The sequence below is a fragment of the Mesorhizobium sp. P160219 genome, assembly GCF_057786095.1.
On record NZ_JBYNWG010000001.1, the window covers coordinates 2214312 to 2228605 of the forward strand.

At 63.1% G+C, this 14294-nt stretch carries 14 protein-coding genes and 1 tRNA gene; 6 read left to right on the forward strand and 9 right to left on the reverse strand.

Annotated elements, in window-relative coordinates; all coding sequences use genetic code 11:
• Positions 1-88: 88 nt before the first annotated feature.
• The 9 genes from yacG to AC3EMP_RS10745 all read right to left on the reverse strand — a co-directional run bounded on the left by yacG (position 89) and on the right by AC3EMP_RS10745 (position 5929).
• Positions 89-280 carry a DNA gyrase inhibitor YacG gene (gene yacG, locus AC3EMP_RS10705; protein WP_023669280.1) on the reverse strand — a complete coding sequence of 64 codons (192 nt, stop codon included), beginning with the start codon at positions 278-280 and terminating at the stop codon, positions 89-91.
• Entirely contained in the window at positions 277-903 is a 627-nt protein-coding gene (locus tag AC3EMP_RS10710) for a Maf-like protein (RefSeq protein ID WP_352712782.1), read from the reverse strand. Before AC3EMP_RS10710 ends, yacG begins: the two co-directional genes overlap by 4 nt.
• A 19-nt stretch (positions 904-922) precedes the next feature.
• Entirely contained in the window at positions 923-1141 is a 219-nt protein-coding gene (infA, locus tag AC3EMP_RS10715; protein WP_006200926.1) for a translation initiation factor IF-1, read from the reverse strand.
• Between the two features lie 185 nt (positions 1142-1326).
• Complete coding sequence (locus AC3EMP_RS10720) at positions 1327-1791, reverse strand: arsenate-mycothiol transferase ArsC (RefSeq protein WP_081725519.1); 465 nt, start codon at positions 1789-1791, stop codon at positions 1327-1329.
• On the reverse strand, positions 1779-2264 hold the full coding sequence (locus tag AC3EMP_RS10725) for a UPF0262 family protein (RefSeq protein ID WP_023669283.1): 486 nt from the start codon (positions 2262-2264) through the stop codon (positions 1779-1781). The genes AC3EMP_RS10720 and AC3EMP_RS10725 overlap by 13 nt, the downstream gene beginning before the upstream one ends.
• A 6-nt stretch (positions 2265-2270) precedes the next feature.
• Complete coding sequence (gene hisD, locus AC3EMP_RS10730) at positions 2271-3563, reverse strand: histidinol dehydrogenase (RefSeq protein WP_023729049.1); 1293 nt, start codon at positions 3561-3563, stop codon at positions 2271-2273.
• Between the two features lie 134 nt (positions 3564-3697).
• A complete protein-coding gene (locus AC3EMP_RS10735) occupies positions 3698-4132 on the reverse strand; it encodes a DUF2948 family protein (RefSeq protein ID WP_023692404.1) in 435 nt (144 codons plus the stop codon).
• A 167-nt stretch (positions 4133-4299) separates the two neighbouring features.
• Positions 4300-5592, reverse strand: a complete 1293-nt coding sequence (gene murA / locus AC3EMP_RS10740; RefSeq protein WP_352712780.1) for a UDP-N-acetylglucosamine 1-carboxyvinyltransferase — start codon at positions 5590-5592, stop codon at positions 4300-4302.
• A gap of 142 nt (positions 5593-5734) precedes the next feature.
• Positions 5735-5929: a hypothetical protein gene (locus tag AC3EMP_RS10745; protein ID WP_023669287.1), complete on the reverse strand. Its 195-nt coding sequence runs from the start codon at positions 5927-5929 to the stop codon at positions 5735-5737.
• Positions 5930-6079: 150 nt separating this feature from the next.
• Between AC3EMP_RS10745 and AC3EMP_RS10750 the strand changes: the two genes are divergently transcribed.
• The 6 genes from AC3EMP_RS10750 (at position 6080) to AC3EMP_RS10775 (ending at position 14141) form a co-directional block, all read left to right on the forward strand.
• Positions 6080-6154, forward strand: a tRNA-Thr gene (locus tag AC3EMP_RS10750).
• Positions 6155-6517: 363 nt separating this feature from the next.
• Entirely contained in the window at positions 6518-10387 is a 3870-nt protein-coding gene (locus AC3EMP_RS10755; RefSeq protein WP_352597383.1) for a caspase family protein, read from the forward strand.
• A gap of 177 nt (positions 10388-10564) precedes the next feature.
• The gene (locus AC3EMP_RS10760; RefSeq protein WP_023751970.1) at positions 10565-11959 is read left to right on the forward strand and encodes a multicopper oxidase family protein; all 1395 of its coding nucleotides are present in this window, start codon (positions 10565-10567) and stop codon (positions 11957-11959) included.
• A 153-nt stretch (positions 11960-12112) separates the two neighbouring features.
• Positions 12113-13435, forward strand: coding sequence for an NAD(P)H-dependent oxidoreductase (locus AC3EMP_RS10765; RefSeq protein WP_023751971.1), 1323 nt, complete (start codon positions 12113-12115; stop codon positions 13433-13435).
• Between the two features lie 71 nt (positions 13436-13506).
• Positions 13507-13749 (forward strand): type II toxin-antitoxin system VapB family antitoxin, encoded by a 243-nt coding sequence (locus tag AC3EMP_RS10770; protein WP_023689347.1) that lies wholly within the window; start codon positions 13507-13509, stop codon positions 13747-13749.
• Positions 13749-14141, forward strand: a complete 393-nt coding sequence (locus tag AC3EMP_RS10775) for a type II toxin-antitoxin system VapC family toxin (RefSeq protein WP_023751972.1) — start codon at positions 13749-13751, stop codon at positions 14139-14141. Before AC3EMP_RS10770 ends, AC3EMP_RS10775 begins: the two co-directional genes overlap by 1 nt.
• The last annotated feature ends 153 nt before the right edge of the window (positions 14142-14294 follow it).

Genomic DNA, 14294 nt, shown 5'->3' on the forward strand with positions numbered 1-14294 from the left:
CAATTGTCGCAGACAATACCGACGCCGGCAAAGCAGCAATTGCGTAAGGTCGGCGAAGTGGAATTGCGCGGCCGGCACCGCCCAAACCCTACTTCGGCTCGTCGCTCTCGTCCTCGTCATCCCGCGCGGTGATGACATAGGCGCCCTTCAGCCAGCGGTTGAGGTCGATGTCCTTGCAGCGCTTCGAGCAGAACGGATAGGTCTCGCGCGCCGACGGCTTGCCGCATTCGGGGCAGGGGCGCTTCGGGCGCAGTGGTGTGACCTTATCGTCCAGGCTCATGGCCGCGCGGTATGCCAGCTGGTGTGGACCTTGAAGCCTTCGCCCGAAAGCAGCGCCACCGTCTCGTAGAGCGGCAGGCCGACAATGTTGGTGTAGGAGCCGACCAGCTTGACGACGAACGAACCGGCGAGACCCTGGACGGCATAGCCGCCGGCCTTGCCGCGCCATTCGCCGGAGGCGACATAGGCGTCGATCTCCTCGCGTGGAAGCCGCTTGAAGCGTACCCTGGATTCAACCAGCCTTTGGCGCAGCTTGCCGCCCGGCGTAATCAGGCAGATGCCGGAATAGACCCGGTGCGAACGGCCCGAAAGCAGTCCAAGGCAATTGGCGGCGTCGTCCAGCGTCTCGGCCTTGGGCAGGATGCGGCGTCCGACCGCGACCACCGTATCGGCGGCCAGCACGAAACTTGGCGCATAGTCTTCCTCGCTTTTCAGCGAGGCCAGCGCCTTCTCGGCCTTTTCCTTCGACAGCCGCTTGGCCAGCGAGCGCGGATGTTCGGCGCGCAGCGGCGTTTCGTCGACATCGGCTGGCAGCACGCGGTCCGGCTCGACGCCGGCCTGTTGCAACAGTTCGATCCGGCGCGGCGAACCAGAGGCAAGCACGAGCTTCTGCAGGATGCTCATCGCGGTTCGCGCCGGACTGTTACTTGAAACGGTAGGTGATGCGGCCCTTGGTCAGGTCATAGGGCGTCATCTCGACCAGGACCTTGTCGCCGGTCAGCACACGGATGCGGTTCTTGCGCATGCGGCCAGCCGTATGGGCGATGATCTCGTGTTCGTTTTCGAGCTTCACCCGGAACATCGCGTTGGGCAACAATTCCGTCACGACACCCGGAAACTCGAGGACTTCTTCCTTCGGCATTCGATACCTTTGCTTGGATTGCAGTTCCGGCGCCCTGGAGCGCCCAGGCCGGAATTTCGGCGGAACCTATATGATAATCGTGCGCTTGTGAACACGCTTAGATCGCGTCATATGCGACGCGCTCCAAGCTTTCGTTTTATGCATGTCGTTGTCTCAAAACCGGGACCGCTTTTGAGCGACATGCATCAATCCGCCGCGTTTTTTACCTCCGGAAGCAGAAAACGTCGGCTGATGCGCGCTTTCAGCCGTTCTCTCACGTCGCGATAGCTGGCCATGATCTGCTCGCGCCTGCCGCCGACATCGGTCGGATCCGGCATCGGCCAGTATTCGACGTCGACGGCAAGCGAGCGGGTGAGTTCGAGCGCGGCGTGGTGGGCTTCCGGCGCCAGGGTGACGATCAGGTCGAAATAATCGTCCTCGAGATCGTCCATCGAGCGCGGCTGGCGCTCGCCTAGCGTCAGGCCCTCTTCGGCCAGCACCGCGTCGACGAACGGATCGCGCTCGCCCCTGTGCACGCCGGCAGAGGCGACGAAAGTGGCCGGCGGCAGCATGCGCCGCGCCAGCTGCTCGGCCATCGGTGAGCGCACGGCGTTCATGCCGCACAAAAACAGGATCGAGCGGGGCGCCCCAGTCAGGTCTAACCCCGCCAGTGCAGCACGCAGACCAGCGTGAACAGCCGCCTCGCCGTGTCGAAGTCGATGTCGATCTTGCCGGCCAGCCGGTCCATCAACGTCTGCGAGCCTTCATTGTGCAGGCCGCGCCGGCCCATGTCGATCGCCTCGATATGGCTTGGCGTCGAGGAGCGGATGGCGTCGTAATAGCTTTCGCAGATCAGGTAGTAGTCCTTGACGATGCGCCTGAGCGGCGTCAGCGACAGGATATGGGTGACGACATCAGCACCATCCTCGCGGGCGACCGCAAACACCAGCCGGGATTCGGCCAGCGAGAGCTTCAGCCGATAAGGCCCGGCGCCGTCATCATTGACCGGCTGAAAGCTGTTTTCTTCGATCAGGTCGAAGATCGCCACCGCGCGCTCATGTTCGACATCGGGCGTCGAACGGCCGATCGACTCGTCGAGCTCGACATCGATCAGCCTTGCGCGGGTTTGATCGCCGTCCGCCATCGCCGCCTACATGTTCAGCCGGATGGCGACGGAGCGGCCATGCGCGTCGAGGCCTTCCGCCTTGGCCAGCGCAATCGCCGCCGGCGCAAGTGCTCTCAGCTGCTCCGGCCCGAGCTTCAGGATCGAGGTGCGCTTGACGAAATCGAGCACCGACAGGCCCGAAGAGAAGCGCGCCGAACGCGCCGTCGGCAGCACGTGGTTGGAGCCGCCGACATAGTCGCCGATGACTTCGGGCGTATGGCGTCCCAGAAACACAGCGCCCGCATTGCGCATCCTGGCCAGGAAGCCCTCGGCATCGTCGATGGCGAGTTCCACATGTTCGGCGGCGATGCGGTCGACCAGCGGCAGCGCGGCTTCGATGGTCTCCACCAGGATCACCGCGCCGAAATCGCGCCAGCTGGCAGCCGCCGTCTCGGCGCGCGGCAGGCTCAGCAATTGGCGCTCGACCGCCTGTTCGACTGCTTTTCCAAACGCAGGATCGTTGGTGATCAGGATCGATTGCGCCGACACGTCGTGCTCGGCCTGCGCCAGAAGATCGGCGGCGATCCAGTCGGGATCGTTGCTGCCGTCGGCCACCACCAGCACTTCAGACGGTCCGGCAATCATGTCGATGCCGACCGTGCCGAACACCTGGCGCTTGGCGGCGGCGACATAGGCATTGCCGGGCCCGACGATTTTGGCGACCGGCCGGATCGTCTGCGTGCCATAGGCGAGAGCGGCGATCGCCTGCGCGCCGCCGACGCGGTAAATCTCTGAAACGCCTGATATATCGGCGGCCACCAGCACCAGCGGATTGATGATGCCGCCCGGCGCCGGCACGACGATGACGATGCGCTCGACGCCCGCCACCCTGGCCGGCACGGCGTTCATCAGCACCGAGCTTGGATAGCTTGCCGTGCCGCCCGGCACATAGAGCCCGACCGCCTCGATCGCCGTCCAGCGCGAACCCAACTCGACCCCGGCGGCATCGGTATAGCGATCGTCCTTGGGCATTTGTCGCTCGTGATGGGATCGGATGCGGTCGCGCGCGAATTTGAGCGCATCGACCGTCTGCGGATCGGCGTCTTTGTAGGCCTGCGCGATGTCGTCCTTCGACACGGCGATGCCGAGGCTATTGAGGTCGGCCTTGTCGAATTTCAGCGTGTAGTCGACCAGGGCAGCGTCGCCCTCGGCACGAACCCGCGCAATGATGGCACGCACGGCAGTGTCGACGTCCTCCGATACTTCCCGCTTGGTGGTCAGGAAGGCGGCGAAACGCTGCGCGAAACCGGCATCGGATTGGATAAGCGTAATGGCCATCGGCTGCGTCTAGATCATGGTGAGATTTGCTTGAAATCTCATCATGATCTAGCCCTTTGTTGGAGCATGATCTCTGGACAAACGATTCCCGTTTTGTCCAACAAAAACCGGCACCCACTTTTTGGGATCATGCTCTAGACCCTGTGCACCGGACGCGAGGTGGCTTCCCAGGCGCCGCCTATGTCGGCAAGCCGTGCCTCGATGCATTCGACGTCGAGCATGATCGCGCCGCCGCCGGAAAAGACCAATTCGACGATGCCGGCCGGCTTGCTGATTTCGATAAAGCTGATTGCCAGAAGCGACAGCACCTCGGCCGGCCGATCGCGGGCAATGCCGCTGGTCTTGGCGCCGAGCACGCGGTCGAAATGCAACACCGCCTGGCGCCGCTCATTGTGCTGGCTGAACAGCCCGGACTTCGCCTCCCAGACGAAGCGGTTCATGGTCAATATGAAACGCTTGGCCGAAGGCAGGTATTCGAGATCCGAGACCTTCATCACGGCGTCCTGGACGTGAGCCGAGACGATGCTCAGATCCTGATCGTCGAGCGCAATGAGTTTGAGGGCTGCCATGCCGAATGCACACCTGAAAGTTGGTTTCAGCCTTCTGTTAGGCGGTCTTTCCGGTCCGTGCAACCGCGACACAAACTCAACCCGAGGCTAGCGCCTCGGGTTTGAAGTGTTGGTAGCGAATGAAGGCAGCACCAGACGCCTGTCTGTCTGAAGCAACTGCCGTGCGGTCAAGCCGAAATCCGCTCGATCACCGCGCCGCAATTGGACAGCTTTTCTTCCAGCCGCTCAAAACCGCGGTCGAGGTGGTAGACGCGGTTGACCGTCGTTTCGCCTTCGGCCGCCAGACCGGCGATGACCAGCGACACCGAGGCGCGCAGATCGGTCGCCATCACGGGCGCGCCCTTCAGCTTGGAGACGCCGTCGACGATCGCCGTTTGGCCGGACAGCGTGATGTGGGCGCCGAGCCGGGCCAGTTCCTGCACATGCATGAAGCGGTTTTCAAAGATGGTCTCGGTGATGCGCGACTTGCCCTTGGCCATGGTCATCAGGCCCATGAACTGCGCCTGCAGATCGGTCGGGAAGGCCGGGAACGGCGCCGTCGTTACGTCGACCGGCGAAATGCCGGCGCCGTTGCGCCGGACGCGAATGCCGGAATTGGTCGGCGTGATCTCGGTACCGGTCTGGGCAATCACGTCCAACGCGGTCTGCAGCAGCTCGGGGCGGGCGCCTTCGAGCACGACATCGCCGCCGGTCATGGCCACAGCCATGGCATAGGTGCCCGTCTCGATGCGGTCGGGGATGACGCGCACGCGCGCGCCCGACAGCGACTCGACGCCATCGATGGTGATAACAGGCGTGCCGGCGCCGGAAATCCTGGCGCCCATGGCGTTGAGGCATTCGGCGAGGTTGACGATTTCGGGCTCGCAGGCGGCGTTTTCCAGCACCGTCTCGCCCTTGGCCAGCGCCGCCGCCATCATCAGCACATGGGTGGCGCCGACGGAGACTTTCGGGAAGACATAGCGATTGCCGACGAGGCGGCCGTTCCTGGTCTTGGCCAGCACATAGCCGGTGTCGACATCGATGTCGGCGCCCAGCGCCTGCAAGCCCTCGAGGAACAGGTCGACCGGCCGCGTGCCGATGGCGCAACCGCCGGGAAGCGACACTTTCGCCTCGCCCATGCGGGCCAGCAGCGGGCCGATCACCCAGAACGATGCCCGCATCTTCGACACCAGCTCGTAAGGCGCGGTCGTGTCGACGATGTTGCGGGCCGAGAAATTGATGGTGCGCGAATAGCCCTCATTCTGCTTCTCGCGGCGGCCGTTGACCGAATAGTCGACGCCGTGATTGCCGAGAATGCGGATCAGCTGCTCTACATCGGCCAGATGCGGCACGTTTTCCAGCGTCAGCGTGTCGTCGGTGAGCAGCGAGGCGATCATCAGCGGCAAAGCGGCGTTTTTCGCGCCCGAAATCGGAATGCTTCCGGCGAGCTTGTTGCCGCCGACAATTCTGATGCGATCCATGAGAGAATGTCCCCTCGGCCCGATAGGCCGGTTTTCGTCAGTTTGAGTATCGGCCCGTCTAGACCATTGGCCGGCTTGGTTCAAGAAATAGGATTTCTGAGCCCCTTTGGCCAAGGTGACCGGCCAGTGTGGCTGATATCGGTCAGTCCTTGTGCATTTTTTCAGCAGCCGGCAGTCCTTCGGGCCGCTGGTCAGGATCACCGGTGCGCCGCGAGCGCGCTTGCGTCTTGCGCTTCATGAGATTGGCGCGCAGCTGCTCGGCCAGACGGTCCTTGCGGTCAGTCCCGTCCTTTTTTTCCGGATCAGCCTTTTTCGGTGGAATTGTCTTCTCGTCCATCGTTCCGTCCCGCCCGCAACTGGCAGGGCCTGCCGTTCAAGGGATAGTTAGCATTGTGGCGCCGCCATGTCAGCGAAACTTGTCTGGCAAAGCCTTTCACAGACGCCTTGCGCTTGCCGGTTCTATATGGCAGAAGCCCCGCCATCAGCGGCTGCGGTAGCTCAGTGGTAGAGCACTCCCTTGGTAAGGGAGAGGTCGAGAGTTCAATCCTCTCTCGCAGCACCAGTTCATTCCTTTGATTTAAAAAGATGCAGTCGCGAAGTCCGGGTCTCGTTGCGGACCAAAAAAGCCGGCTGACGCAAAAGTGCCAATCCCGCGCATCCAACCGTGGCGCCTCGCCCGGAAACATTGAGAGAAAGAGGCTCTACGGGGCCGGACGACTGCTCAACAAGTCCGGACCTGTCAACTCACGAACAGGCCGGTCTGGCCGTATCCGGCATGCTGAACACTACCGCTCGCACGCTGAAAGCCAGCCTCCTCGTACGCATATCCACGACAAGAACACAGCTCGCCCAAGGACTTGCCATCGGCCGGCCATCATGATGCCATCTCGCCTGCGGAAGATAGCGTCGGGTTTTGGGGTAGAGAATGCTCTTTGGGCGAACGGCAGGTGCGACAGGGCGCATGTGCGCGGCAATTGCCGCAGCACTGGTGTGCCTATGCGCGTTTGGCCCCGCTTTGGCTGAAGAGCCGAAGGCGCTGAAAGGCGTCGCGCTCATCATCGGTCAGTCCGACTACCAGCATGTCGGCAAACTGCCCAATCCGGAAAACGACGCCCGCGCCATCGAGGAGATGTTCGACAGGCTCGGCTTCGAGACCAATGTCGCCACCAACCGCGACGCGCGCAAATTGCGGCGCGATCTCGAAGGCTTCGTCGACGATGCCGAGGGCGCCGATGTCGCCATCATCTACTATTCCGGCCACGGCATCGAAGCCGGCGGCGAGAATTATCTGGTCCCTGTCGATGCCGATATCTCGGCGCTCGACAATGCCGGCGAAAAGCTGGTGCCGCTGTCGTCCATCGTCGCCGAACTGAAGGCCAAGGTGCCGGTCACCATCGTTCTGCTGGACGCCTGCCGCAACGATCCGTTCCCGCCGGGCACGCTCCTGAAGCTGGCGCCGGGCGACCAAGGCAAGCCGATCGGCGCCGGCGGTCTCGGGGAAACGCGCGGCGTGGTTTCCCTGAAGGGCGGCGCCGACGCCAAGGGCTCGGTCGACGGCAGCCTCGGCCAGGTCATCGCCTTTGCCGCCGAGCCCGGCAAGGTTGCGCTGGACGGTCCGGCCGATGGCAACAGCCCCTATGCGGCAGCGATCCTGCGCCACATCGACACGATGGGCGGCGAGGAATTCGGCACCGTTCTGCGCATGATCGGCGAGGAGGTCTATCTCAAGACCAACGGCCAGCAGCGGCCCTGGGTCAATGAGAGCCTGCGCCGGCTGCTCTATTTCGGTACCCCCGCCGAGGCACCGAAAGGCGATGAGGGCGAAATCCTCAGGGAGCGGCGCCAGCTCCTGCTGACCATCTCGACGCTACCCGATCCGGAGCGCCGCCAGATCGAAACCATATCGCGTGACGGCAAGGTGCCGATGGATGGGCTTTACGCCATGCTGAAGGCGCTCGGGGTCGACATACCCAAGGATCCGGCTGAGCTCGACAAGCTGCTGCGTGGCCAGACCGAACGGCTGAAACACGTGTTGGCCGAACGCGAGACTTTGAAAAACCCGGACCCCGAAATTGCCAGGCTATCGAAACTCGCCGAACAGGCGGTTCAGGAAGGCGCGCTCGAAGCGGCGCAGAAATTCAACGAGCAGGCCAAGGCCCGCATCGGCGAACTTTCGTCTACGGTCGACCAGGCCGAGGCCGAGCTGAAGGCAAAGCGGCTCGAATTCGCAAAGGTTTTCGCCAGCAGCGCCAGAACCTACGAGATTTCCTTCAACTTCAAGGAGGCGGCTCAGGACTACGCCAAGGCCTATGAGCAGGCCGCGAAATGGAGCGACGAAGATGCGTTCTACTACAAGGCGGCAGAGGCCAACGCTCTGTCGGAACAAGGGGACTTCTCCGGCGACAATGCGTATCTCGCCCAGGCCCTGACAGCCTATGAACAGGCATTGACCTATGTCACCCGCGAAAAGTTGCCGCTGCTTTGGGCGGCCACCCAGAACAATATGGGCGCCACGCTTGCTACTTTGGGCGAACGGGAAGCCGGCCGCGACAACCTCGACAAGGCAGCTGCCGCCTATGAGCAGGCGCTGACCGTCTATACGCATGACGCCTACCCTGACGACTGGGCATCGACCTATGGCAATCTGGGCACGGTCTACTGGCGGCTCGGCCAGCGCGAGAACGGGACGGCACTGCTTGAGCGGGCAGTCGCGGCCTTCCGCTCGGCGCTCGAGGTACAGTCGTCGAAAAAACTGCCGCTTGAATGGGCGGCGACGCAGAACAATCTCGGCATCGTGCTGTCCGAGATCGGCGAACGCCAGACCACATCGGACAGTTTTCGCGCAGCGATATCGGCGCATCGCGCCGCGCTGACAGAATATCGCCGGGATCGCGTACCGCTCGACTGGGCATTGAGCCAGATCAATCTGGGTGTCGTTCTGGCGAGCCTCGGCGCGCGCGAAAAGGATGTACCGACGCTTGAGCAATCGGTCGCGGCCTTCCAGGCGGCGGCTGAGGAGATGACCAGGGAACGCGCGCCGGCGCAATGGGCGACGATCCAGAACAATTTGAGCACCGCATTCGAGTCGATCGGCGAGATCAACGGCGATATCGCCGCGTTGCAGCGCGCGCGGGAGGCGGCGGAGGCAGCGCTTTCGGTTCGGACGCGCGAGCACGCCGCGGCGAGCTGGGCGAACGGCCAGCTGACGCTGGGCAACGCCTTGCAGCGCCTCGGCGCCAAGCAGAAGAACAAGGAACTGCTGCTGCAGGCAGCCACCGCGTACCAGGCCGCTCTGTCCGAATATCCGCGTGAGAAACTGCCGCTTGACTGGGCTTCGCTGCAGCAGAATCTGGGATCGGTCAACGACACGCTCGGCGATCTCGATACGGGAACCGATTACTACATTCAGGCGGTGACCGCGTATCGTCAGGCATGGGAGGTCTATACCGCAACCGCCGCGCCGGGCGAGTTCGCTTCGATTGGTTACAGCCTTGCAGGCACGCTATCGAACTGGGGCGAACGCGCGGGGGACATCTCGACCCTGCGGCAGGCGATCGATGTCTACGGTCAGGTGCTCAGGGTTCGCACCCGCGACAAGGACCCAGCCAATTGGGCCAAGACGGAATTCCGCCTCGGCTGCGCGTTGATGATGTCAGGCAAGCTGGCCTCTGACGATCAACTGCTGCAGCAATCGGTCGACGCGCTGCGGGCGGCGCTCGACGGGCAGACGAAAGGCGGTGATGTCACGGAGATCGGCCAGACGCGGCGCGTGCTCGGCCAGACCCTGTCGATCCTGGGCGACGATACATCCAACCTGGACTTGCTGGCGCAAGCAGCCGACATGCTGGAAGCCGCGCTCCCCGCCTACTCCAAGGACGCCGACCCGGAGGAGTGGGCCAATATCAATTACGACCTCGGCTTTGCCGTCTACAGCCAGGGCCGGATTGGTGGCGACGCCACGTTCTACGCCAAGGCCGTGCAGAGCTTCGAGACGGCAGCGCGGATCTACGACGGTTTTCCCAACCGCATGCAATGGGCGCGCACCAAGGGCGATATCGGCAATGCCTTGCTGATGGCCGCGGACGGCAAGGACGTCGAGTTGCTCACCCGCGCGATTGCCGCCTATGACGCAGCGCTCAGCGTGGTAACGCGCGAGAATGCGCTGGCTGTCTGGGAGAACAATCAGAACAATCTCGCCGGCGGGCTGTCGAGTCTTGGTTACTGGGCGAACGATGTCGGCAAGCTGAAACGAGCCGCTCAGATCTACCGCGACCTCGCCACGGTGCGAACGATCGCCCGCGATCCCGATCTCTGGATCACCAACCAGACCAGTCTCGCGCAGACGCTGAGCATGATCGCGGCCCGCGAGCCTTCGGCTGAATTGTACGAGGAGGCGATTGTCGTCAACCGGGCGCTTGCCGAGCAGCTCGGTCGCGACCGCGATCCCGAACGTTGGGCCAATGCGCGCAACGAGATGGGCTATGCCTTGACCATGGCCGGCCGCGCCGAAAACAATGTCGCGCATTTCGAGGAGGCGGTGTTGGTCCTGCGCGAGGCGATCGTGGTGCAAAAGAAGATCAATTCGGTGCCGGCTGTCGCCTTCACGCAGGACAGCCTGTGCGACGTGCTGGTCGATCTGGGCGCCGCCCACAAGGACAAGGCGATGGCACAGGAAGCGATCGCCGCATGCCAGGACGCGCTCGTCATCTTCCGTGACAAGAAGATGGACGATCTCGCCGCCGGTTCCGAAAAGAACCTCGCCGAGGCACAGGCGTTGCTGGCCGAGTTGCATTAATCCGAGCCCGCGCTATGCGGGCGAATGGTGGGCACGCCAGCGTTCACGCTGTTGCGCAAGCAGATGTCACCGGCTCGCCATGGCATGACAGAGATGCGATGTGGCAGTATCGGCTTGTGCGCCGGTCGCCACCCGTCATTCAGGACGACAGGTAATCATATTCCGTTGGAGCGCCAGATGACCCTATTCACCCGCCGCGGGCTTCTGAAAACGGCTGCGGTTGCCGGCGGTGGCGGCGTCGGGCTGGCAGCAATGACCAGGCTCAGCGGTTGGGCAGCTGTCACACCTGAGCCGGTGGTGCTCAAGACGGCAAAGATCCAGGCCAGGTTCATGGATGCGGGCGAGACCCGGGATGTCCTGACGTATGGTGAATCAGGCATGCCGCCTGTACTGCGGATGAAAAAAGGCGAGCCCTTTGCCGCGCGTCTCGTCAACGCCATCGACGACCCGACGACCATCCATTGGCACGGCATTCGCGTTCCAAACAAGATGGACGGTGTTCCCTTCCTAGTTCAGCCTTACGTCTATACCGGCGATCATTTCGACTACGCCTTCACGCCGCCCGACGCCGGCACGTTCTGGTATCACCCGCATTGCAACACGCTGGAGCAGATGGGCCATGGCCTCACCGGCGTGATCGTGGTCGAAAACCCCAACGATCCCAAATTCGACGCCGAGGCAATCGTCAATCTGCGCGACTGGCGCCTCGGCGACGACGCGCAGTTCATCCAGCAATTCCGGCCGCGCGATGCCGCAAAAACCGGAACCTATGGCACGGTGCGCACCGCCAACTGGCTCGACCAGCCGCAATTCGACGCGCCGGCCGGCGGGTTGGTGCGGCTGCGGGTCGCCATCACCGATGTCACCCGCATCTACGCGTTTCGCGTCGAGGGTGCGGAGGCCGCGGTCATCGCGCTCGACGGCAATCCGGTGCCGCAGCGTTTTGCGCCCGATGCCTTGCTGCTCGGACCGGGGCAGCGCATGGAGCTCGCCATCCGCATGCCTGACCAGGAGGGCGCGATCGTCAGCCTGGGCGACATCAGGGGCACCAAACCCAAGGTCCTCGCCACCTTGCGCGCCACCGGCAGCTCGCTCAAGCGCGACCTGCGCGGCCTCGCACCGCTGGAAGCCAACCCGGTGCCGGAGGTGGATCTCGCCAGCGCGAAACACATAGCGCTCTCGCTCAGCGCCACGGCGGAAAACGTGCCGAGCGACAGCATATGCGGCACGCTAGGCTACTCCTTCTGGGCCATCAACAAGGTACCGTGGCCGGGCGACACGCCGGACCCGACCGCGCCTTTGGCCGAGCTGAAGCTCGGCAAAAGCTATGTCATCGACATGGAGAATTTGACGCCGCAATCGCATCCGATGCATCTGCACGGCATGAGCTTCAAGGTGCTGTCGTCGTCGACACGCCAGGTTCAGCCGGTCATCTCCGACACCTATCTCATGCAGCCCAACGAGAAGGTTCAGCTCGGTTTCGTCGCGGACAATCCCGGCGACTGGCTGCTGCACTGCCACATCATCGAACATCAGAAAACCGGGATGACGAGCTATATCAGGGTGGTTTGACGCCGAGGCGGGTCAATCAGCCTCTACCGGGGTTGGCCTCACCTGTCGGGCCTGTTGCCGGAGAAATTGCCGCCGTCCGCTGGTTTCGTTGGCAAAGCGGGGCCGTTCCCTGCTATTCCCGCCTGCAAATCAAGAAGCCGTGGACACGCTTGCATGACCAATGTCGCCCTGACTGGACTGGCCCGCGATCTCGCCAGGCGCGCCGCCGAGGGACGCCCGGTGCGCATCGGCGTCATCGGCTCCGGCGAAATGGGCACCGACCTGGTCACGCAAGGCATGCTGATGCCCGGCATCTCGGTCGCGGCCATCTCGACACGCCGCCCGCACACCGCCCGTGACGCCATCCGCATCGCCTATGGCGATGAGGCGATGGCGGTCGAGGCGGACAGGGGCTCGAAAGTCACCGCGGCGATCGAGGCGGGCAAAATCGCCATTACCACGAACGAGATGCTGGTCACCAATCCGCTGATCGACGTCGTCATAGACGCCACCGGCAAGCCTGGTGTCGCCGCCGATTTCGACTTGAAGGCGATGGAGCACGGCAAGCATCTGGTGATGATGAATGTCGAGGCCGACGTCACCATCGGCTGCTACCTCAAGCAGCAGGCAGACCGGCTCGGCGTCGTCTATTCGGTCGGCGCCGGCGACGAGCCGTCGAGCTGCATGGAGCTGATCGAATTTGCGTCGGCGCTCGGCTACACCATCGTCTCGGCTGGCAAGGGCAAGAACAACCCGCTCAACCACGATGCCGTTCCGGACGACTATCGCGAGGAAGCGATCCGCCGCAACATGAACCCGCGCATGCTGGTCGAATTCGTCGACGGTTCCAAAACCATGGTCGAGATGGGCGCCATCGCCAACGCCACCGGGCTGGTCCCAGACGTTCCCGGCATGCACGGCCCAAAGGCCGACCGCGATCAGCTGGCCAATGTGCTCATCCCGAAGGCGGATGGCGGCATCCTGTCGAAGAAGGGCGTTGTCGACTACACCATCGGCAAGGGCGTGGCGCCCGGCGTGTTCGTCATCGTCGAGGCGACGCATCCGCGCATCGTCGAGCGCATGGACGACCTGCACATAGGCCACGGCCCCTACTACAGCTTCTTCCGGCCGTATCACCTGACCTCGCTGGAAGTGCCGCTGACCGCGGCGCGCATCATGCTCTATGGCCGGCCAGACATGGTGCCGCTGCCGAGGCCGGTGGCCGAGGTCTGCGCGGTGGCCAAGCGCGATCTCGCCATGGGCGAGACCTTCGATGCCATCGGCGAGACTTGCTACCGCTCATGGACCATGACCGTCGAAGAGGCGCGCGCCAATCGCGCAGTGCCGGTCGGCCTGCTCGAAGGCGGCAAGGTGCTGAAACCGGTGAGGAAGGGCGAACTGCTCACCGCCGACAATGCTACGCCCGACCGCACGACGAGGCTGTTCGCTTTGCGGAAGCTGCAGGATGATATGCTCTACGGGGCTGAGATGGCATGAACAGGCCAGCTCTCTGGCTTTGTCATGACAAGATCACTATATTGTAGTGACAGCGAACGGAGTCTTCCAGAATGAATCTCCAGATCAGAGACCCGCGCGCCCGTGACCTCGCCCGGCAGCTTGCCGAAAAGCGAAAGATTTCCTTGACCGAAGCGGTGATCGAAGCGCTCGAATCCGAGCTTCAGCGCGAACGTGAACGAGTTCCGCTGGCTGAGCGGCTGGCCGCCATATCGAACGATCTGAAGGCCAAGGCGGGAAGCGGCGGCAGGGATTTGACTAAGGATGAGATCGACGAGATGTGGGGACATTCCTGATGTTCATCGACACCTCGGTGGTGATCGCTGTCCTCGCCGGAGAGGAAGACGCCGCCGATTGGAGCCGCCGGATCGGGCAGGCCTCGATACGGATCACATCTCCGCTGGTCGTGCTCGAAGCGGCGATGCGGCTTTCATCGAAGTTGGTGGTGGAGCCGCTCTTCGCCGAAAAGGCGATAGAGGACTTCCTGCGTGAGGCCGAGATCGAGGTGGTTCCGATCGAAATCGGTGATGCCAAGCTCGCGATCCAGGCTTTTTCGAACTATGGCAAAGGTCGCGGCCACCCGGCTCAGCTCAATCTCGCTGACTGCCTGTCATATGCCTCGGCAAAAAGCCGTGGGATGCCCTTGCTCTACAAAGGGAAGGGCTTTTCCCACACCGATCTGGCCTGATCCTACTCCCCAGCAGCTTCGTCAGCCGCTCCCGCCCAGCAGGCCAAATGCTGCCGCGGTCGCGCCATGGGGCTTTTGACCTGCTCGCGCAACACGCCTGGTCATTGCGCTCGTGCTGACGGCGCAGACCCATCGGCTGCCATTGTATGATCC